This window comes from Streptomyces sp. HSS9-12, assembly GCF_054963655.1.
Window position 1 is genome coordinate 50,764 of sequence record NZ_JBUEGC010000025.1, and the last position, 21,195, is coordinate 71,958.

Sequence of the window (21,195 nt, forward strand, 5' to 3'; positions counted from 1 at the left end):
GATTCGGATGTCAGGCCGCGCGTCTCAGGCCGGGTGCGTGAAGCTCGGCTCTTCGGGTTCGGGAACCTCGTAGTCCCGCTCCCAGCCTTCGCACTCGAGCTTGAGGCTCTGGATGGCCACCGCGTTGGCGTTGGCGTCCAGCTCGCCGAGGATCTGGTACTCGCTCGGCCAGGCCCGGTAGAGCTTGTGCGCCACCGCGACCTGCCCGGCTTCGTTGAGGACCTGTATCACCAGGTCCTTGCGGAAGTCGCGCAGCGAGACCTCGGAGCCGCGGCCGGCGCCGACCTGCCACACCTTGTTGGCCCAGCGGTCGAACTCCGGGTCGTGGGTGACGCCCCGCTCCAGAGTGACCGCCTCGAACTCGGTGCGGCCCGGCGACTTGTGCGGCGAGCTGGGGTCGCCGCCGTTGCGGTGCTTGACCACTTCGGTGGTGCGCTTGAGCGGGCTGACCTTGCTGATGCCCGCGACGATCCGCCCGTCCCAGACGACCAGGAACTTGAAGTTCTTGTACGGGTCGAAACGCTGCGCGTTAACGGTGAACTCAGCCATCAGAATCCTAAATCTCGAACTGGCCGGCCATCTGCTCGATCTTGACGATCACGAATTCCGCGGGCTTCACCGGCGCGAACCCGACCACGACGTTGACCACGCCGCGGTTGATGTCGTCCTGCGTGGTGGTGTCCTTGTCGCACTTGACGAAGTACGCCTCGCGCGCGTTGGTCCCCTGGAAGGCGCCCTGCCGGAACAGCGTGTGCAGGAACGACCCGATGTTGAGCCGCAGTTGCGACCACAGCCGCTCGTCATTGGGCTCGAACACCGCCCACTTGGTGCCCCGGTACAGACTCTCCTCGATCATCAACGCGAGGCGGCGGACCGGTACGTACTTCCACTGCGAGCTCAGGGCGTCGGCGCCGTCCAGGGTGCGGGCACCCCAGACCACCGGACCCACGACCGGGAACGTCCGCAGGGAGTTGACGCCCAGCGGGTTGAGCAGGCCGTTCTCCCGGTCGGTCATGGGTACGGTCAGGGCCCGTACGCCCGCCAGCCGGGTCTCGGTGCCGGCCGGCGCCTTCCACACGCCCCGTTCGGTGTCCGTACGGGCCATGACGCCGGCGACCGCACCGGAGGGCGGGAAGCTGCGCAGCCGCCCGGTGAGCGGGTCGGTCAGCTCCAGGTGCGGGAAGTAGAGCGCGGCGTAGCTGCTGCGCACCGTGTCGAAGGCGGACAGCCCGGCGCGGGCGGCATTGATGCCGGTCCACGACTGCGGTGCGTCGACGAGCAGGAACATCCGCTTGTCGCGGCAGAGCGCCTCGGCCGAGGAGATGACGGTGAGCTGGTCATCGATGTTGTCGTACGCGCAGACCTCGGGCAGGGCGAGGATGTTGACGTCCTCGACCTGGCGCAGGGCCTGGATGCCGCTCTTGCGGGCCTCGCTGCCGATGAGGTCGATCGGGCCGGGTGTGCCGCCGTCCTCGCCGCCTTCGAGGACGAAGACGGGCGGGTTGACGGAGGCCTCCAGGCCCAGGTTGTTGGCGGCTTCGCCGAGAAAGCGGACGGTGTCGTGCGGGTCGCTGGAGCCGGCCACGACCTGCAGGCGCCGGCCGAAGGCGGTGACCTGGGTGCCGGCGAAGGCCCGCTTGGCGGGAGCGTCGGGCAGGGCCCGCAGCTTGCGCTCCAGGAGGAGGGCGAGCTGGACGACGGTGGTCGGCGCGTCGCCGTCGGTGTCGGGCTCGTGGACCGTGAACGACCGCTCCACCTCGCCGATCTTGACCGTGAGCTCCTGGGTCAGGTCGGGGAGCGTGGCGCCGAACGGCTTGGACACCGTGCCGACCGGGTCGGGCCGGTCCTCGGCGAGGGCCTTGACCTGGGTCACGGAAGACGCGGGGTTGACGGCGGTCTCGACGAAACGGGGGTGGCCCTCCCGCATCGACAGGCCACTGTAGGTCTCGCGTACGCCACCGGCGGTGTCGAAGACGCTCAGGTTGAAGGTCTCGTCGGGGTCCTGGGTGTCGTAGTCGACGGTGACCCGCAGTCCGGCGCCCCAGGCTCCGGGCTCCTTGGCGGTCACCTCCAGTACGGGCGTCTCGTTACGGCTCTCCGTGGACGCCAGCGTCACGGCGGCCGACGTGCCGGTGCCCGCCGCCGCCACACGGACGACGACTGCGACGGAGCCCCCGTTCTGGAAGAACTGGTAGACGCCGTAGCTGACCGGGCTCTGTGCGGCGAGGCCGCCGAACCGGCGCTCGAAGTCCGCGAAGCTCGTCACCGTGACCGGCTGGTTCACCGGGCCCCGCCGGGTGTGCCCGACGAATGCCGTCACCGAAGTGGCGACCCCGGCCACGGTGCGAACGGTGCTGGAGAGCTCTTCGATGTAGACGCCGGGATGGGCCGGTGTTATCGCCATTCCTCCTCCATTCCATCAAGGCGCACCAGGAGGTATGGAGGGGGGCATGTGTTTCCACACATCGGTCCCATGCATGGCGCGTTGCCACCAGTTCCCCCGTCACAGTCCCTCGCGGCTCCGATACCGCGAGAGGCTCAAGCCAGAAACTTGAGACGCCTGGTGTCTCAGTGCAAGGTCGAGGCTGTCCGAGGCGGGCTGGGGGTGTCAACGCGATTCCGAAGTGTGGAGTTCCCGTAATTTCGTTGAATTCAGCGCTAGTTGACATGCCGACTCACCCCCCTCAGTGCCGCGAACAGCTGTCCATCAGGTCATTCCTCCGATGGACGGGGCACGTCCGGACAGCTGGTCACCAGCGCCGGACGCCCCCACAGAGAGCTATGCACCGACACGCCGACACGTAACCTCCACAAAGGGGAACGTGCCCTCATATGGGTGACCTGGGCATATCCAGCCACCTGGCCGAACATCGCCATACCCTCGCTTTCACGCCAGTACGGATCGGCTTTCAGACATGATCGAGCGACGAAATCAAGCGGGTTCGCGGCGGCCGGTGGCGTCAGCTGTTCTGCTGTAACGGCACTGTTGTAGCCGGAGAGGAGCCATGGGGGTGGGTGAGCTGTATCCGCCGATCGGGCCATACGAGACGGGGATGCTCGATGTCGGTGACGGCAATCTCGTGTACTGGGAGCTCTGCGGCAATCCGGAAGGCAAGCCCGCCGTCGTCGTTCACGGGGGCCCAGGATCAGGGTGCACCCCCGGCATGCGCCGGTACTTCGACCCGGATTGGTACCGCGTGATCCTGTTCGACCAGCGCGGCTGTGGCCGTAGCACTCCGCACGCCAGCGACCCCGCAGCGGACATGCGGCACAACACCACCAGGCATCTCATCGCCGACATGGAGCGGCTGCGGCAGCACTTGGGCATCGACCGCTGGCTGGCGTACGGCGGCTCATGGGGCTCCACGCTCATCCTCGCCTACGCCCAACAGCATCCTCACCGGGTGTCGGAAATCGTCATCTCCAGTGTCACCACCACTCGGCGTTCCGAGATCGACTGGCTGTACCGGGGTGCCGGCCGGTTCTTCCCCGAGCAGTGGGAACGTTTCCTCGCCGGCGTCCCGGGCACACCCCGCGACGGCGACATCGTCGGGGCCTACGCACGCCTGGTGGAACAACCCGATGCCGCCGTACGGGAGAAGGCCACGGCCGACTGGTGTGCCTGGGAGGACGCGGTCCTGTCCGGCGAGACGAAGGGCACCTCCCGCCCCTACGGCGACCGGCCCCCGTCCGCCCAACTCGCGCTGGTGCGCATCTGCTCCCACTACTTCTCCCACGGCGCGTGGCTGGAAGAGGGCGCGCTGCTGCGCAACGCCGACCGTCTGGCCGGCATCCCGGCTGTCCTGGTCCACGGCCGACTCGACCTGGCCGGGCCCCTCGACACAGCGTGGGAACTCGCCCGCACCTGGCCCGGCGCAGAGCTCATCGTCGTTGAAGACGCGGGCCATCTGGGCAGCGCCGCGACGCGTGCCCATGTGCTTGGGGCCCTCGACCGGTTCGCAGCCACCGATGAGGTGCCAAAAGAGCCGGTGGCATGTACAGGGCCGGCTGTACTCGTCTGCTGCGGTGACCACGGGGCCGACGCAGAGCCACTGCCTACCGACCTCAGCACGGACGGAGGCGATGAAAACCGACCCTAGGGCCGCGTCAGCCAGGGTTTGCCCGGTAGCGAGGTGACCTGGTGCGGTCAGCTGCAAGGCGCCCGATCGGCCTCGTAGTGGGCCTACTCGGTCGATCGGGCAACGCAGCAGATGGCCGTGCCAGGGCGGCGAGCCGGGCAAACCCTGGCTGACGCGGCGCTAGTTGCGACCGCTGGAGATCCGGGTCGGGAGGAACTCCGACCCGGATCTCACCAGAGGTCTTGCGCGCCTGCTTCGGCGTGGCTACTCGATGGTCGCCAGCGGGGCGGGGCCCGCGTCCGCTACGTCGCGCTTGTGCAGGAGCTTCGCCCCGTCCTCGCCGCTCAGCACCACGCTACGCACCGGGAAGGGGAAATCAATTCCCTCCTCGTAGTATCGCTGGTGCAGACGCTTGGTGAACTCGTGCTTGACCAGGTACTGGTCGCTGAACTCAGCGGCCCGGAGAACCACCGTGAAGTTCACGCCGGACTCGCCGAACGTATGGAAACGGACGGCGGGTTCGTGGTCGGGGACGCCGCCCGCGACCTCGGCCATCACCTTCTCGGCGACCTCGGTGGTCACCCGCTCGACGTGCTCGAGGTCGTTGGCGTACCCGACCCCCACCTGGACCAGCACCGACATCTGCTCTTCAGGCTGGTGGTAGTTGGTCGTGATCGTGCCGGCCAGCTCGGCGTTCGGAATGATCACGAGGTTGTTCGGCAGCTGGCGCACCACGGTGTTGCGCCAGTTGATGTCGACGACATAGCCCTCCTCGCCGCTGCTGAGCCGGATGTAGTCGCCGGGCTGCACCGTCCTCGACGCGAGGATGTGCACGCCCGCGAACAGGTTGGCCAGCGTGTCCTGCAGGGCCAGAGCCACGGCCAGACCGCCCACGCCCAGGGCGGTGAGCAGCGGAGCGATCGAGATGCCCAGGGTCTGCAGAAGGACCAGAACGCCTATCGCCAGCACCGCGATGCGCGTGATGTTGACGAAGATGGTCGCGGATCCGGCCACACCGGACCGGGACAGTGCGAGGGATTTCACCAGATCGGCGACCACGCGGGCCACCGTGAAGGTGGCGGCCAGGATGAGCACCGAGACCAGTACCTGGTTGACGGTGTGGTGCACCTTCGTGGTCAGCGGCAGCGCCGCGGCCGCCCCCGCCAGACCGGCGACCAGCGCCGCCCAGGGCGCCAGCATCCGCAACGCGTCGACGAGCGTGTCATCCCCGCTCCACCGCGTCCTGCGGGCCCGCTCGCCGAGCCACCGCAGCGCCATGCGCAACAGCAGCCCTGCCGCCACACCGGCGGCCACTGCGATGCCGGAAACGATCAAGTGGTGCAGTGTGACCTCCTGATTCACCGGCGACCTCCTGACTCGCGGGATAGCGCGCCGAACCCGCCCGTCCGGTGCGAGCGGCGGCCCGGCGCCTCCGGCCTCATGACGGCGGCGTTCGCCGACGGGAGCTGGACGTGCTGTGTCGTCACGTTGTCACCTGTTCGTTCGGGGAATCTGCAATCACGTCAGCGCACGTACGTGCGACTGCCGTGTTTAGCATCCTGCCGTATGGGGAACGCCGGTGGCCCCCCACCCCGACTCAGCGCACTCGCGCGCCTACTTGTCGCAGCCCCACAGCTCGGGCGCCCATAACTCCCGTACGTCCGGCCCCGCAGGCGGTCAGTCATGGGGGCGTCGGCTCCTCCAAGTTCAGGCTCCAGTCCTGGCCGACGAGGTCGACGCCGTAACTGTGGTGCGGCTTTTCGGCGACGAGTTCGAAGCCCGCGCGCGTGTAGATCTTGCGGGCGGCGGTGAGGACGTCGTTGGTCCAGAGCACCAGTTGGCGGTATCCCGCCTCGCGGGCGAAGCGTATGCAGGTACCGACGAGCTTGTCCCCGATCCCGTACCCGCGCGCCGCCGGGTCCACAAGGAGCAGCCGCAGCCGGGAGGTGTCGGGTTCCGCATCACGTACGCACATCACGGAACCGACCGGCCTGCCGTCCAGCTCGGCGATCCACACCCGCTCGCGCAGCGGGTCGTGGGCCTGGGCGTAGTCGGCGACGATACGGGCCACCAGGGCCTCGAAGTCGGCGTTCCAGCCGAACTCGCCCGCATACAGCGCGCCGTGGGCCTGCACGATCCAGCCCAGCTCCCCCGGCTCCGGCTCCCGCAGCCGCACGCCAGACCGGGTGGGCGGCGTGACGAGTGTGGAACGCACGGTCCGCAGGGCCTCGGTCAGATTCCGGATCTGGGCGCCGTTGCAGTGGCCGAGCAGATCGGCGATGGCGTCCCTCGACCGGGCGTCCAGTTCGGCGGCCGCGGCTCCGCCGGCCTCGGTGAGCTGGACCTGCTGGTGACGCGCATCACCGCTGTACCGCTCCCGGGTGACCAGCCCCTGCTCCTCGAAGCGGCCGAGCATCCGGCTCAGGTGCGCCGCCGCGAGCCCCAGATCCTCGCGCAGCCGCTGGACGTGCGTGAGGCCGCGGCGCGCAAGCTCGTACAGCACTCGGGCTTCGGTGAGGGAGTACGGGGTGCGCAGCCGTTCCGGATAGTCCAGCGCGCCGATGAGCCGGGTGTACACGCGATTGAACTCACGAACCTCGGCCACGGCGGCATCCCGGTCACTCCCTGAGCCGACCATGGGGCACCCCTTCACGAATTACTTGACTCAATACTTGCTCTTGGTCAAGCATTTTGGGAAGGGGGTCAGACTGGGCTGCTGCGTTGACTCTCCTTCCATGCACGCGTCGTTGATCGGCCAAGTACGACCTGGCTCGCGGCTGTCGCGGGAGTACGGCAGGCCCTCTACCATCGCCCTCCGGGCGCGGCTTCTTCGGACACCGGCCCGGAAATAAGGCTCGCCGAACGGGTGGCTCTTCCGCCCACCCATCAGCCAAGATCACTGGGTAACACCCGGTCGGGGACTCCGGCACCCTAAATGAGCCCGAACCCGAACGGAGAGACCGCCTCAGTGTGGCGCACTGGGCGATCATCTACCTCTTATCCCTCTCTGCGTACGGGCTCAAGGGACTCACGGGATTCGGTCCGGCACTGCTGTTCGTTCCGATCGCGTCAGTGCTGTTCAATCAGCCGCTCGCCGTCGCCGCGTCCGGCGCACTGGACACAGCCTCCGGCGCCGTGCTCACCGCCACCGACCCGTAGATCCGCCGCGGTCGCGAGGGGTTCCTCATCGGCTCCGCCATGGCGCTGGGCACCGCAGTCGGCGTCGTGACTCTTTACGCCTCAGCCGCTGCCGAGAGGTGTTCGTGCACAGCGAGCCAGTGGCCCGATTCCTGGCGGCGGAAGACGATCGTCTCGCGCTCCCGGAGGGTTTCCTCACCGGCCGTGGTGCTGACCGTGGTCTCGACCTCATGGCTGAACACGGCGGTGTCACCGAGGATTTGCACCAGTTGGTCGGTCGACGTGCAGGCGAGGACGCGGAAGCCGTCCTCGGCGACCCAGCGGTGCCACAGGGCGCGGTAGTCCGCGGTGGAGGTGAGACGTTCGGGGGTGGTGTGGAAGACAAACGTCGCGTCGGGTGCGAACGCCGCGAAGTAGTCGTCGAGGCGGCCTTCGCCGAACGCGGACACCAGGGCGTCCGCGGCCTTCAGGACCTCGTCGGTCATGGGTCGTGCTCCTTGCAGGACATTGCGTACGGGACGGCTGGACATTCCGTACGGGAAGAGCGAAGGGGTGCTTCAGCCGATACGGGCGACGGCCCGCACGGGGGCGCCGTCGGCGGCGGGCAGCCGCAGCGGCAGCAGGGAGACCTCGATGGGCTCGCCTGCCGTCTGCGCATCGAGCAGATGCGCGAGTCCGGTGAGGTTCTCCGCGATGACGGCGTGGGCGCCGCACAGGACCCGGTGGGCGGGGAAGTCGTCGGCGGGGGTCGGATCGACGCTGAGCGCGTCGATGCCTACGGTGCGGACCCCAGCGGCGACCAGGGACTCGGCGGCCTCCCGGGTCAGATACGGGTGCGTGAGGTAGTCGTCCGTACCCCAGTGCTGCGACCAGCCGGTGACCACCAGGACAATCGCTCCTGCCCGTACGCGGCCCTCGAACAGGGACGGTCCGAGCGGTGAGCGAGGCCGCGCGCCGCGGGCGTCGACGACGACGGCCTCGCCCAGGAACCGCTCCAGGGGCAGCTCGTCCAGGGTCGGCAGCGCATCGTCGATATGGAACGGGGCGTCGACATGGGTACCGGACTGCGAGCCCATGTCCAGGTGCAGGACGTTCACCCCGTCGGCGGTGGCCTTCAGCGCCGGGGCGAGCGTGACCTGCGGGTCGCCCGGGTAGACCGGCATCCCGGTGGTGATCTCGACAGACAGGTCGACGATGCGCACGGCCGCCTCAGACCCCTTCCGTGACCGCGGCGACGGGCATTCCGGCCTCGGTGGTGATCGGCGTAACGGGCCTGTGCGCGGCGCGGACCAGGCGCGGCCCCTCGGGCCCGAAGGCCTCACGCGGCTCCGGGAAGAGCCACAGCAACGCCAGGTAGAGGAGGGCGGCGCTGCCCAGGCCCACCGGCAGCGAGAGGTCGACGCCGCCGGCCAGGTCGCCGAGCGGGCCGACGAACTGCCCCGGCAGGTTGACGAACGTCAGGGCGAGGACCGCCGAGGCCAGCCAGGCGCCCATGCCGCGCCAGTTCCAGCCGTGGCTGAACCAGTAGCGGCCGCCGCGCTGGCGCCGGTTGAACACCTGCAGCGAGTCCGGGTCGTACCAGCCGCGACGGGTCATGTAGCCGAGCATCATGATCACCATCCAGGGCGCGGTACAGGTGATGATCAGCGTCGCGAAGGTGGAGATGGACTGTGACAGGTTGGCGGCGAAGCGGCCGGCGAAGATGAACCCGATCGAGAGCACGCCGACGAACATCGTCGCCTGCACCCGGCTGAACCGGGTGAACACGCTGGAGAAGTCAAGGCCGGTGCCGTAGAGCGAGGTGGTGCCCGTGGACATGCCGCCGATGAGCGCGAGCAGGCACACCGGCAGGAAGTACCAGCCGGGCGAGACCGCCAGCAGGCCGCCCACGTAGTTCGGGGCGCTCGGGTCCATGTACTTCGCCGCCTTCTCCGCGATGATCGAGGCGGTGGCCAGGCCGAAGAAGAACGGCAGAATGGTGGCGATCTGCGAGGCGAACGCCGCCGTGACGACCTTGCGGCGCGGGGTGTCGGCCGGGATGTAGCGGGCCCAGTCGCCGAGGAACGCGCCGAACGACACCGGGTTGGACAGCACGATCAGCGCCGAGCCGATGAACGCGGGCCAGAACCCCGCCGAGGACACCGAGTGGAACGTGCCCTGGTAGCCCGGGTCGAAGTCCCCGGCGAAGGCGAAGAGCCCAAGGACGAACAGCGTGGAGGCCGCCACCACCGCGATCTTGTTCACGAAGAGCATGAACCGGAAGCCGTACACGCACACCACCAGCACCAGCAGCGCGAAGATGCCGTACGCGAGCGCGAACACGGCGTCGTTCTCCGGTACGCCCATCAGCCGGTGCGCGCCGCCGACGAGCGCGTCGCCGGAGGACCACACCGAGATCGAGAAGAACGCGACGGCGGTGAGCAGCGACAAGAAGGAGCCGACGATCCGCCCGTGCACACCCAGGTGCGCCGACGACGAGACCGCGTTGTTGGTGCCGTTCAGCGGGCCGAACACCGCCAGCGGCGCGAGGATTGTCGCGCCCGCGACCAGGCCGAGCACGGTCGCCGCGAGGCCCTGCCAGAAGGACAGCCCGAACAGGATCGGGAACGCGCCGAGCACGCAGGTTGCGAAGGTGTTGGCGCCGCCGAACGCGACCCGGAACAGGTCGAGGGGCTTCGCGGTGCGGTCCGCGTCGGGGATGCGTTCGACGCCGTACTGCTCGATCTCGGTCAGAGCGGGGGAGTCACTCATCTGTCCTCCTGGAGAGCGAACAAGCTGATCAGGTCGTAGGCGACGGGCGAGGCCGCGACGAACGTGGCAGGGCCCCGCGAAGCGCGGGGGCCCCGGGAGGAGTCCCCAGGCCCTCGGGGTCCGGTCATCTCCGGTGCAATCCCTTCTCACGTGCTCCGGTGCGGGTCCGGTCGGCAGAGTCTGCACAACGCGGGATTCTGGCGACAATTGCGCCAGGAACAAAGAATTAAACTTGCTTTGTGGCTGGCAACAAAGATCAGCGGCTGACCGTCGGGGACCTGCTGTCGCACCCGGCACTGCAGCTGCGCCTGCTCGCGGGCGCCGCCGGCCTGCACCGTTCCGTCTCCTGGGCCCATGTCAGCGAGCTGGACGACCCCACACCCTGGCTGCTCGGCTCCGAAATGATCATGACGACCGGGCTCGCCGTGCCCCGCTCGGCCGCCGGACAGCGGGCTTATCTGGAGCGGCTCGACGACGCCGGAGTCGCCGCTCTCGCCGTCTCTGCCCAGCTGCACATGCCTCCGCTGCGTCGGGCGTTCTTCGCCGCCGCCGAGAGACGGGGCATGCCGGTCCTCGAGGTTCCGCTGGCCGTGCCGTTCATCGCGGTGGCGCGGGAGGTCGCGGCCGCCCTCCAGGAGGACGCCCGGCACCGGCTCGGCGCGCAGCTCCAGGTCTTCGGCGCGTTGCGCTGGCTGACCTCGGAGAAGCTGGACACCGCGACGCTCTTCAACCGCCTGGAGAAGCTGTCCGGATACGACATCTACCTGTGCACCACGCAGGGCCGCCCCCTGCTGCCCGGGGTGCCCGCGCCCGACCCGTCCGTCATTCCCGGCTCGGCGGACGCCCCTCCGACCATCCCCGGCGGATTCGCCCTCCCGGTGCCCTCGCCCGATGGCGCCGCAGGCTTCCTCATCGCATTCGAGCGTGAAGGCGCGCGCCCGGCCGGGCTTGCCGTCGTGCAGCACATCGCCACCGTGGCAGCGCTCCAGCTCGCCGTGGTCCGTACCGAACGCGAGACGCTGCGCAGAGAAGGCGCCGAGATCCTCGCCGAGCTGCTCCAGGACTCGCTCGACCCCGCCGTCGCCCAGCGCCATTTGCAGCGGCACTCCCTCAAGGGCCAGATCGCCCTGGCGGTGGTCAGGGGCGTCACCGAGGACGCCGTCCTGCGGGCCCTGGAGGATCAGCCGTACCTGCTGCTCAATCGCGGCGAGGACCGCTATCTCCTCGGCTCGCCCCGCCTCGGCGACCTGGTCGCGGTGCTCCCCGGCGTCGCCGCCGGGATAAGCCGCCCCTTCTCCCCCGGTGCCTCGCTGCGGGTTGCACAGCGCGAGGCCCGATGGGCGGCCTCGCACGCCGCCGCGTCCGGCCGCGCCCTCGTCCGGTACGGGGACGACGCCACTGGCCGCTGGCTGCCCGACGACCCGGCCGCGCTGACCGCTCTCGTCGAGCACGTCCTGGGCGAGGCGCTGCGCTACGACGCCGCTCACGGCTCGCGGCTCCTGCCGTCGGTGCGCACCTGGATGGAACGCGACCGCCGTACGGACGAGGCCGCCGCGGCCCTGCACATCCACCCCAATACGCTCTCCTACCGCTTGCGCCGCTTCAGCGAGCTCACGGGCCGCGACATGTCCAACACTGGCGCGTTCGCCGAGGTCTGGCTGGCGATCCGGGCCGCGGGGGAACTCGGGCTGCTCGACTGAGCCGTCAGCACGCCCGGCCTGCCGAGCGCCCGAGCGGCGGGCCGGTTCGGCCGCGAGCTGGCTGCCCTGCACGCCGCCGCGGCGCCTCCTGATCAACGAACCGAGCAGCCTGAGGGGCCGTAATCGCCCCAGTTCACATGCCAGATCCGGGTTTCGGCACGGTACAGCCCTTCCGCGGGGCTGTCTATGCGCATAGAATCCCATCGCTGTCATGGCCGCATCAAGCTCTGCAAAGCTCGCCCCACGGACCCGCACACCGACCGCCACACCGACCCTGGGGAAGACATATGCCCGCAGCCACCACCTTCCGGCTCAGACCCGGTACGGGTCTGAGCCGGACACTCGCCACAGCGGCGGGACTGCTCGCCGCCTCACTGTCCCTGCTGCTCACCCTGCCCGGCGTCGCCTCCGCGAAGGCCGGCCCGGACCGAGTGGCCCCCACGCCCGTGACACACCCGGAGGACGACCACGCCGGATCCGGGCTGCAGCGCCTTGGCCTGGGCGCCCCGCACGCCGCGCCGCTCGCCGCCTCGGTGAGCACCGGCCCCGCCGGCCTCGACGTCAGCAGCCACCAGGGAACGGTGGACTGGGCGGCCGTCAAGGCCAACGGCGCCGCCTTCGCCTACGTCAAGGCCACCGAGGGGACCACGTACACCAACCCCTACTTCGCCCAGCAGTACAACGGCTCGTTCGACGCCGGGCTGATCCGCGGCGCCTACCACTTCGCGCTGCCCAACAACTCCAGCGGCGTGGCGCAGGCCGACTGGTTCACCAGCCACGGCGGCAGTTGGTCTGCCGACGGCATGACCCTGCCGCCCGCGCTGGACATCGAGTACAACCCGTACGGACCCACCTGCTACGGACTGAGCCAGAGCGCGATGGTCGCCTGGATCCGGGCCTTCAGCGATGAGGTTTACGCCAAGGTCGGACGCTACCCCACGATCTACACCACCACCGACTGGTGGACCACCTGCACCGGGAACAACAGCAGCTTCGGCGCGACCAACCCGCTGTGGATCGCCCGCTACTCCAGCACTCCAGGTACCCTGCCCGCCGGCTGGTCCAGCCAGACGATCTGGCAGTACGCCGACTCCGGAACCTTCCCCGGCGACCAGGACACCTTCAACGGCACCTACACCGACCTGCAGTCCTTCGCCCGCAGCGGCTACACCCCGCCACCGACGGCCAGTTGGCCCACTGTGCAGCAGGGCGCCACAGGCGAGCGCGTCAAGACCGTGCAGTACCTGCTCAACGCGCACGGCGCCTCGCTCACCGTGGACGGCGACTTCGGACCCGCCACCGACAGCGCGGTGCGCTCTTTCCAGTCCGCCCACGGCCTCACCGTGGACGGCATCGTCGGAACCGCAACCTGGCAGGCGCTGATCGTCACCGTACGGCAGGGCTCCACCGGGCCAGCGGTCAAGGCGGTGCAGAGCCAGCTCAACGCGCACGGCGCCTCGCTCACCGTGGACGGCAATTTCGGACCCGCCACCGACAGCGCGGTGCGCTCTTTCCAGTCCGCCCACGGCCTCACCGTGGACGGCATCGTCGGCTCCAACACCTGGCAGGCACTTGTCGCGTGACCCGCACAGCCCTTACGACACAACCCTTTCCACAGTGAGGGCTTCGAAGATCGAGGAGAGGACCTTCATGAACACAGCAGGAAACCGAGGCCGAGGCACGGACCGTCGCGCCCTTCTCCGTGGCGCGGCGGGGCTGGCGGCCGCGGCCGGCATGGCGGCGGCCATCAACCTGGGGTCGGCAGGCCGGGCTTCGGCCTACGGATGGACCCGCACCCTTCAGCAGGGCTCCACCGGCGCTGACGTGACGGAACTGCAGGTCCGCGTGGGCGGCTGGGCCGCGTCGAGCGCCCAGCAGACCTACATCGCCTGGGACGGCGACTTCGGCCCGGCCACGGACGGCGCGGTCAGACGTTTCCAGTCTGCGTACGGCCTCTCAGCGGACGGCGTTGTCGGACCGCAGACCCAAAGTGTGCTCAACAGCCTGGAAAACAGTGACGGTTCGACCGCACACTTCGACTGGAGCGAGTTCTACTCCCACGACGGCTCCGGATTCAGCGGCGGCAAGGTGAGCTCGACGCAGGTCCAGGAGAACGTGCGCCGCCTGATGTACAAGCTGGAGGCGCTGCGCAAGAAGGCCGGCAACAGCTCGGTCACCATCAACTCCGGCTTCCGCAGCATCGCCCACAACAACTCGGTGGGCGGCGCGTCCAACAGCATGCACCTCTACGGCGTCGCCGCGGACATCGTGGTATCCGGCCACACCACCCTCCAGGTGTACAAGATCGCCGAGACCTGCGGCTTCTCCGGCCTCGAGGCCTACACGCACTCCTGGCAGCACGTGGACAGCCGCGTCCAGTACCCCTCCTACGGCTCCGGCTCCTGGTGGTGGGAGAGCGGCACCGTCTGAGTGGGCACTCCATCCTTGTTGGCCCCAAGGCTCCATGGGAGTTGTCTTCCCGCACGTTGTACTCCCAGCGGGCCGCCGCTTCCGCCGGGCGTTGGTCGGCTACGGGTGACTCAGCGCCTCCCAGACGGTGAGCCGCCCGGCTGAGCCCGGCTGAGCCCGGCGGATGCCTCCGCGCAGCCTTCACCTGCCCAACCTGGGAAACACCACCCACCGGTGTCTCCGGCCTGCCTTCCCGTGGCTCTGGGCTCGACCACGTCTTCGCGCAGAGAATGAACCCTTCCCCCATCAACACGCTCCCTGGGGACCGGCGTGCGCCGGTCCCCAGGGAGCGCAAGAGCTGACTGAGTGGCGGGATCGGGCTCAGCCGCCGAGTGCGTGCACCATATTCATGATCGTCTCAACCTCGGCCTGTCCGTGGCCGCCACCGCGGCTGCTCTCACCACGCGCTACGGGCGTCTGGTGCTGTCTTCTCTACGCGGCAATCCGAGACCCGAACCGCCTCACTGAGCCAGGGCGACCCCACCGGCGGCGGCACGGGGCGCCTGTCGGCGCGGAACGGAAGAGGAGGCGGTGGGCGTGGTTCGGAGGTCACCCGGCCGCCCCCTTGCGAAGGGCGGCGGTGAGGACGCGGGCGGGCCTTCCCAGGCGGGCCGTTACCCGCCCAAGCACGGCTCCGGTCGGCAATCTGCCGCTGTGACTCGGAACGTGACCGGGCCCGCTCCCCGTCACGCGCAGATACCAGCTGGATGGTGTCCGGGCTCCCAGGCCGGCCACGCGCCGAAGCCTGCGAGACCTCGCGTCCTGCGCCATATCAGGGGATCACGCGGTGTTACACAGGCCTGTCGGCCGGTAGCCTGCCGAAGAGCTGATGGTTCGTATGCCGGGCGTGAGGGGGACTGTGGAGCGGCGTGATGTGCAGGGGCACTATGAGGGGCTCGCTGCCGAATACGACCAGCACTGGGTGTACGGGCCTGGCTACATCCCCTGGATGTCCGCGCGCATCGTCGAGGCGATGCGCCTCGGCCCCGCTGACCGGATCGCCGACATCGGCTGTGGCACAGGCCTGTTCGCACACGAGGTCGCGCGGATCGTCAACCCGGAGCACCCCGTGCTCTGCGTGGACCCGGCGGGGCTTCTCATGCCCGGATTCTCCGAGCTCCAGGTTGCTCCGGGCCGGGCAGGGACACCAGGGCGAGCCCGGCCGCGGGGGCGAAACGCCGCACGAGCGGCAGCCGGACGGTGCAGCAGCCAGGGCCCCGGCGTTCTCGCCTGGTGTCCGGGTTCGTGATGATCATGTGAGGCCGTAGAGGGCGAGAACGCGGTATCTCTCGGTATGAGCGCGCCTGGCGAAAGCGATGTTGACGTAGCCGGCGAGGGTCAGGGCGCCACGGATCAGGTCGCGCAGGGTGGCCAGGACAGCGGGGGTGTTGTGGCGACGGACCTGGCTGGCGTCCTCGCCGAAGACAACATCACGCACCCAATGGACGGTGTTCTCCACGGTCCAGTGTCCGCGCGCCCAGGAGGCGATCTCGGCCGCGGTGGCCTGCTCGGCACTCAGGTCGGTGATGGCGTAGACGGTCTCGGTGCGCCACCGCATCGCACCAGCCCTACGGCGCTTGCGCTGGATCCGCAGCACCTGCTTCGCGTGCGGAAACAGCAGGTTGTCGACGGTGACGACCTGGACATGACGCTGCTCGCGGCGGCCGTGACCGTCGGAGTCGTCGCGGTGGATGACGGGGACGTCCTTCCAGGGCAGGTCCTTGAGCTGCTTGGCGAGCTTGCGCTGATTGGCCTTGATGGCGAACAGGTAGTGGGCACTGCGCTTTCGACGAGGTAGGTGGCGTGCGCGCGTTGGGCGTGCAGCGCATCCACTGTGATCACGGCTCCGGCCAAGTCGATGTCGCCGATCTGGTCGAGGAGGGGCGCGAACTCCGGGATCTCGTTGGTCTTCGCGCCGATCTCCCGGCTGGCCAGGGTGATGCCGTCGCCGTGCCGGACGGCGGACAGCACGAACACGCGGCTGCCGTCGGGGCGTTTCGCCCCGCGCTGGCACTTGCCGTCCACCGCGTAGGCCCGCCGCCGTGCTGCGGACCTCACGTCGTCCCTGGCCCGGTGATACGCACGGCGCTGTTCGCGTTCGATCAGCCCGTCGGGTGTGCGCGCCGAGGCGGGGCGGCCGGCGGCCTGCTTCAGCAGGGGCCGCAGGTAGGCAAAGCCAGCCGCGCTGACCTGGGCCGGATCCAACAGGCCCAGCACGCGGCGCAGGGTCTTCTCGCTGGGGATGCGAAAGCGGCCTCGCAGCACGTCGTAGGGCAGGGAGAAGGCGGCCAACTCCGCGGTGGTGGCGCGCTGGCACCGCTCGGCCGCCGCGGTGATCGAGTCGTTCCCGGCCGGCGTCATCGCGCACACAGTCAGCGCAAGCAGGGAGGCCAGTGTGAAGCGCCTGCCCTGCCGGGCGCGAGGGTCAGGCACCCGCGCCAACTCGGCCACCAGACACTGCACATCGGCATCTGTACCGGCAGCGGGCAGGACCGGTGCGCAGGCCGGAGGAGTCATGGGGGATGATGAAGGAACGAACACGGCACCCTTGCAGATCTTGAGGCGTAGACACCTTCATGATTCACAAGGGCCGTGGCCGCGATGCCCCGGCCGACGGCCGCCGTCCAAGCCGCGTGATCCGTGGGGTTCACATCGGACGCTGTGGCTGCGGTCTGGCGGCGTAGGTTCACGCGGTGGACGCCGACCGACGTCGGCCGGCGTGCTAGGCGGGCAAGGCCGTATGGTCCTCCAGGCGCTGCCGCTGGGAGTCGGTCAGCCGGAGGTCTGCCGCGGCGAGGTTCTCTTCGAGGTGGGCGAGCGAGGCGGTCCCGGGGATCGGCAGAACGCCCGGGGAACGGGCGAGCAGCCAGGCGAGCAGGACCTGGGGGGCGGTGGCGCCGAGTTCGGTGGCGACGGCGTCGAGCGCGAATGCCGGGCCGGGAGCTGCTGCGGCCACGGGGCGCCAGGGAAGGAAGGCGATGCTAGCGGCCTCGCAGGCATCCACAACGGGCTCGTACTCTCGGTCGAGGAGGTTGTAGCGGTTCTGGACACTCGCGATCTTGGCGGTGTGCCAGGCCTCGGCGAGCTGCGCGGTGGTGACCTCGGACAGCCCGATGTGCCCGATCTTCCCTTCCTGCTGGAGTTCGCGGAGCGCGCCGATCTGTTCGGCCAGTGGAACCTTCGGGTCGATCCGGTGCAGCTGGAGCAGGCCGACTCGCTCGGTCCGGAGTCGGCGCAGGCCCTGCTCGACCTGCTCACGCAGGCTCTCGGGCCGTGCGTCATACGCCCACCCTTTGGGGCCGGACTGGGTGACCCCGACCTTGGTGGTGATCAGCAGGTTGTCCGGATACGGATACAGGGCCTCGGCGAGGAGTTCCTCGTTGGCTCCCCATCCATACAGGTGGGCTGTGTCGATCAGCGTGACGCCCCGTTCGACGGCGCGCCGGGCTACCGCGATGGCGGCGTCCCGATCGGGACCAGGCCCGGTCGGTAGGCGCATGGCGCCAAACCCGAGCCGGGTTACCCGGAATTCACCTCCGATGGAGAACGTGCTCGGCGTGCCGGATGTGTTCGGTGTGCTTGAAGTCATCGGTTTCCCCCTCGACCGCCCGACGATACCCGACCCTCCTCAGGCGGCGTCTGCACGGGACCCACACCCCCAGCACACCCAAGCACAGCCCTCCCGCACAGCCTCCCGTACCACTTTCCCGAAGACCCCGCAGGTGAGAGAGGTAGAGGCTACGTCTCCGAGCCGGTTTCAATACTTGGGCGGGCCAAGTGAGGCGCGCGGCCAAGCGAAGGAAGCAGACACTGCCGCCGCGACGGTCGATGCCTTCTCCTCCCGCTCGGCGCGGCCATTCTGATCATGCCGAACCCGGACAACCAGGGAGAACGCCGGGGCCCTGTGCAGCAGCCCCAAGGCAACGACGCCTTGTGTAGATGTAGCGGGACGCTGTGGCCCTCGAGGCTGTGGACCTTCGGGACTCTCATTCCGGGGGGTTGACCCCGTCAGTAGTCTGGCTGACTAAGGAGCTGACGGTCGTTGAGGCAGGGATCGGTGCGGGCACTTCGGGCCAATGGAATGACCGCTTCGCTGCCGATTTAGGAGTGAGCGGATGTGCGCGGAGTTCGACACACGGTTACAGCAGCTGAGGAACGAACTGGCTGACCACTCACGCGTTGCAGGCCATCTCGGGCTGGACTTCGAGCGCCCGATCAAATCTCTCGACGACGGATATCCCGAGAACACCATCGCCTTGGTCGGAAAGATCACGGAGCGTATCCTCAAGCAGCTCTGGCGCCACCACCAAGTACCCGGGGACCCCAACGGGAAATCGCTGAGTGAGCTCATCAAAGGAGCCAAACCGCACATCCGGAGCGGTCATGTGCTGGATGCGTTGCGGAACATCCAACTGCTGAGGAACCGGTCCACTCACGACGGTTACGAGATCGCCGACGAGGACGGACTCACCGCTGTCCGCCGCTTGCTGGACGTCTTGGCCTGGTTCGGCAGCACAGGCAGCGGGATACTGTCCGGCGACGTCCCAAAACTCAGTGTCAAAGTGGCGCGCAAGTCAGAGTTTCTCACGGGCCTCTACCTCACTCTCCATTTCAAGCCCGTCAAGCGCTTCGAACTGTCCCAGGACACGGTATATCAGCTGTTCTTCCGGGAACGCGGACTGCGCAGTGAGTACGTCGAGCTGCTACTAAGCAAGAACATTGACGAGGTTGCCCAAGTCCTCGAATCCACCGGTGGCGAGATCCTGGAAACCCGACTGCCGAAACTCACGCGGTTCCTCGTGCTGGAGGAAAGCGGTCGCCCCGAAGCACCAGAAGTATTGCGGAACGATTACCGCATACTCACGTACGACAGCTTCATGGACGCGTTCGTTAACCTTGAACAGCACCTGAACGACGTCGTAGGCACTTATCCTCAGCTGATTGAGACCGGACGGATCACCATCTCCGGAGACCTTCTTGCCGCGGACGACCAGACCGGGAGCCAGTACATCTCCCAGGTCGGTGCCGCTGACCAATTACTGGACGAGGTGGCCGCCTCCGGCGGGAACCTGCTGGTCGTGGGCCGCTCGGGCAGCGGCAAGACGACATTGCTGAAGCAGTTGGTCTCCCGAGCCACCAATACGCAGAAACGGCGATACCGCTTCTACTTCGACATGAGCCTCAAGAGACGGGACGAGACCTTCCGGGAGTTTGTCACCCGTACCCTTGCTCCTTATATGTCCGTGGAGGAGCCGTACGTCTTCGAGGTCTTCCACTACTTCACCCGCTCAGGGGCATTGGTCTGTGTGCTCGACGGTATCGACGAAGCGGTGTCGTCGACAACTCAGACGAGTTTTCTCGAGCTGTTCGCCGAGATCGCCCAGATCTTGTCCGCAGAATCATCCGTCATCACCTCGTCCCGCGTCTCCTTCCTGGAGGACTCCCCGCAGGTCCGTCGACTTCTGGACGGTACCACTCTGATGTCGGAAAAGCTCGTGCAAGAGCTTCATGCCCACGGCGTGGATCCACTACAGGTCCCGCGTTTCTCCGCACTCCGTCTGCATGACGCAGCCGCTTCCGTCTCCCCGCTGGAGCTGTGCCTGGCTCGTGAACTGAAGCGTGGCCAGCCGAGCGAAGCAGTCCCGTTGGCCGAGCTAGCCTGGCAGCACATCGCCCAAGTCGCAGCCGAGACGGGCCTCGCGAATTCACTGCACTCGATCGTCGCCTATTTCGGTTCAGCGTTCCTGCACGGCCGTACGACCTTCCATTTCTTGGATATTGTCAATGATCTCGGTATTGCCCTCTTCGAAGGAGGGCGTCTGAGCTACGACTCCTTCAGGTTACGACCGTTGTTCCGCCCCGTGGAGTCGAACGCTGTGGCATTCTCCCACTCGGCCTACCAGGAACTGCTGGCAGCGGAGTATCTGCGCGACCCAGAGCACCGGCAGTCAGCACTCGATTCGGGATTTCCGTCGCTCCAGCTGACCGAACAGGTACGGGACTTCCTCCACCACAGGTCGCGCACAACACTGGCCACCACCGACGACTGCATTCTCCCTTCGGGTGTCTATCTGGTGGGGCCGAGCCACAACCTCATGCTCAGGCGCATTGCACAGCCGATCCGATTCGATCGCTTCACTGTTACGGTCGCCCGTTACCAGCGCTTCCTGGAAGCGGTCCGCCGACACGGTTCACAAGAGTGGGACCACCCGGATATGCCGCCCGGGCTGTCACATGAACCGTCACAGGAACGCCTGTGGATTAAGGACTATTACACCAATCCAGCTTTCCAGGAATACCCCGCCCTGTGCGTTAACCATTGGAGCGCGCTGGCGTTCGCCAATTTCGAAGGGAAACGGCTTCCGACATCCCTGGAGTGGGAAGCGGCGGCGCGAGGAGCCGATGGAAGACTTTTCCCCTGGGGCGACAACGTCGACCTCACTCTTGTCAACTGCGCGGACACATGGGCCGAACAACCTCTCATCACCTATCAGGCATGGCGGGAGGAGTACGATCACGGACGGCTGGGACAGGCGCATCCCCACCGAGTCGATGCTCATCCCGGGAACATCTCCCCATTCGGGATCCGGGAGATGGCGGGGAACGTCTGGGAGATGACCTCGACCGTCCGCGAGGAATCAAACGAGATGGTCTTCTGCGGCGGCTCCTTCGACAATCCATACCGTGCACTCCAAGTCTCGTCCCGAGGTCTGTACCAGCGGCACCGGCGCAGCAATGTAATTGGCTTTCGATGTGTGGAGGAGCTGGGATGAGCGATGAGGAGAATCCTGGTTCCGGTGTTCAGCGCTTCGGGCGGGTTGTGGAGGACCGGCAGTACGGAGGCGGCCAGGACGGCATCATGCGGGCCTATGTCGTCCGTGATTCCGAATCCGGCACTGAGCACACCTTCATGTACGCCGACATCGTGACGGACGGATACCGAACCAGCCGGGTCGGCGAGCGGGTGAGATTCATGGTGGACACCGAGGATCCCGAGCGGGCGTGCTACATCATCCGCCTGGACCTTCCCGACATCGAGGACTACTACGAGTGACGTC

The 21,195-nt window shown here is 67.9% G+C and carries 16 protein-coding genes and 2 pseudogenes; 9 read left to right on the forward strand and 9 right to left on the reverse strand.

The features are described from left to right. Positions 1–24: 24 nt before the first annotated feature. Positions 25–549, reverse strand: a complete 525-nt coding sequence (locus ACY34J_RS15585) for a phage tail protein (protein WP_462727075.1) — start codon at positions 547–549, stop codon at positions 25–27. A gap of 7 nt (positions 550–556) precedes the next feature. Further along, entirely contained in the window at positions 557–2,404 is a 1,848-nt protein-coding gene (locus tag ACY34J_RS15590) for a phage tail sheath C-terminal domain-containing protein (RefSeq protein ID WP_462727076.1), read from the reverse strand. Between the two features lie 601 nt (positions 2,405–3,005). On the opposite strand from ACY34J_RS15590, the gene pip reads away from it, so the two are divergent. After that, positions 3,006–4,100 (forward strand): prolyl aminopeptidase, encoded by a 1,095-nt coding sequence (gene pip, locus ACY34J_RS15595; protein WP_462727077.1) that lies wholly within the window; start codon positions 3,006–3,008, stop codon positions 4,098–4,100. 243 nt (positions 4,101–4,343) lie between these two features. Here the strand turns inward: pip and ACY34J_RS15600 are convergent, their stop codons facing one another. Both ACY34J_RS15600 and ACY34J_RS15605 read right to left on the reverse strand, forming a co-directional pair. Beyond that, positions 4,344–5,441, reverse strand: a complete 1,098-nt coding sequence (locus ACY34J_RS15600) for a mechanosensitive ion channel family protein (protein ID WP_462727078.1) — start codon at positions 5,439–5,441, stop codon at positions 4,344–4,346. Positions 5,442–5,760: 319 nt separating this feature from the next. Further along, positions 5,761–6,717, reverse strand: coding sequence for a bifunctional helix-turn-helix transcriptional regulator/GNAT family N-acetyltransferase (locus ACY34J_RS15605; RefSeq protein ID WP_462727079.1), 957 nt, complete (start codon positions 6,715–6,717; stop codon positions 5,761–5,763). Positions 6,718–7,049: 332 nt separating this feature from the next. On the opposite strand from ACY34J_RS15605, the gene ACY34J_RS15610 reads away from it, so the two are divergent. Then, entirely contained in the window at positions 7,050–7,238 is a 189-nt protein-coding gene (locus ACY34J_RS15610; protein WP_462727080.1) for a hypothetical protein, read from the forward strand. 74 nt (positions 7,239–7,312) lie between these two features. Here the strand turns inward: ACY34J_RS15610 and ACY34J_RS15615 are convergent, their stop codons facing one another. From ACY34J_RS15615 to ACY34J_RS15625, 3 genes are all read right to left on the reverse strand, one after another. Then, a complete protein-coding gene (locus ACY34J_RS15615) occupies positions 7,313–7,702 on the reverse strand; it encodes a YybH family protein (RefSeq protein ID WP_462727081.1) in 390 nt (129 codons plus the stop codon). 72 nt (positions 7,703–7,774) lie between these two features. Then, complete coding sequence (locus tag ACY34J_RS15620; protein WP_462727082.1) at positions 7,775–8,419, reverse strand: cyclase family protein; 645 nt, start codon at positions 8,417–8,419, stop codon at positions 7,775–7,777. 7 nt (positions 8,420–8,426) lie between these two features. Further along, a complete protein-coding gene (locus ACY34J_RS15625; RefSeq protein ID WP_462727083.1) occupies positions 8,427–9,968 on the reverse strand; it encodes a purine-cytosine permease family protein in 1,542 nt (513 codons plus the stop codon). 239 nt (positions 9,969–10,207) lie between these two features. Here ACY34J_RS15625 and ACY34J_RS15630 point away from each other — a divergent pair, with 239 nt between their 5' ends. From ACY34J_RS15630 to ACY34J_RS15650, 5 genes and pseudogenes are all read left to right on the forward strand, one after another. Then, on the forward strand, positions 10,208–11,668 hold the full coding sequence (locus ACY34J_RS15630; RefSeq protein WP_462727084.1) for a PucR family transcriptional regulator: 1,461 nt from the start codon (positions 10,208–10,210) through the stop codon (positions 11,666–11,668). A gap of 287 nt (positions 11,669–11,955) precedes the next feature. Beyond that, positions 11,956–12,825, forward strand: a pseudogene (locus tag ACY34J_RS15635) (lysozyme); the annotation flags it as partial. Positions 12,826–12,867: 42 nt separating this feature from the next. After that, positions 12,868–13,251, forward strand: coding sequence for a peptidoglycan-binding domain-containing protein (locus tag ACY34J_RS15640; protein WP_462727113.1), 384 nt, complete (start codon positions 12,868–12,870; stop codon positions 13,249–13,251). A gap of 67 nt (positions 13,252–13,318) precedes the next feature. Then, positions 13,319–14,098 carry a D-Ala-D-Ala carboxypeptidase family metallohydrolase gene (locus ACY34J_RS15645; protein ID WP_462727085.1) on the forward strand — a complete coding sequence of 260 codons (780 nt, stop codon included), beginning with the start codon at positions 13,319–13,321 and terminating at the stop codon, positions 14,096–14,098. Between the two features lie 886 nt (positions 14,099–14,984). After that, positions 14,985–15,386 (forward strand): class I SAM-dependent methyltransferase, encoded by a 402-nt coding sequence (locus tag ACY34J_RS15650; protein WP_462727086.1) that lies wholly within the window; start codon positions 14,985–14,987, stop codon positions 15,384–15,386. 3 nt (positions 15,387–15,389) lie between these two features. On the opposite strand, the pseudogene ACY34J_RS15655 reads toward ACY34J_RS15650, so the two are convergent. After that, a pseudogene (locus tag ACY34J_RS15655) lies at positions 15,390–16,678 on the reverse strand (ISAs1 family transposase). A gap of 181 nt (positions 16,679–16,859) precedes the next feature. Continuing rightward, complete coding sequence (locus tag ACY34J_RS15660; RefSeq protein WP_462727087.1) at positions 16,860–17,726, reverse strand: aldo/keto reductase; 867 nt, start codon at positions 17,724–17,726, stop codon at positions 16,860–16,862. Positions 17,727–18,252: 526 nt separating this feature from the next. Here ACY34J_RS15660 and ACY34J_RS15665 point away from each other — a divergent pair. After that, positions 18,253–20,910, forward strand: coding sequence for a formylglycine-generating enzyme family protein (locus ACY34J_RS15665; RefSeq protein WP_462727088.1), 2,658 nt, complete (start codon positions 18,253–18,255; stop codon positions 20,908–20,910). Continuing rightward, positions 20,907–21,191 (forward strand): hypothetical protein, encoded by a 285-nt coding sequence (locus ACY34J_RS15670; RefSeq protein WP_462727089.1) that lies wholly within the window; start codon positions 20,907–20,909, stop codon positions 21,189–21,191. The genes ACY34J_RS15665 and ACY34J_RS15670 overlap by 4 nt, the downstream gene beginning before the upstream one ends. The last annotated feature ends 4 nt before the right edge of the window (positions 21,192–21,195 follow it).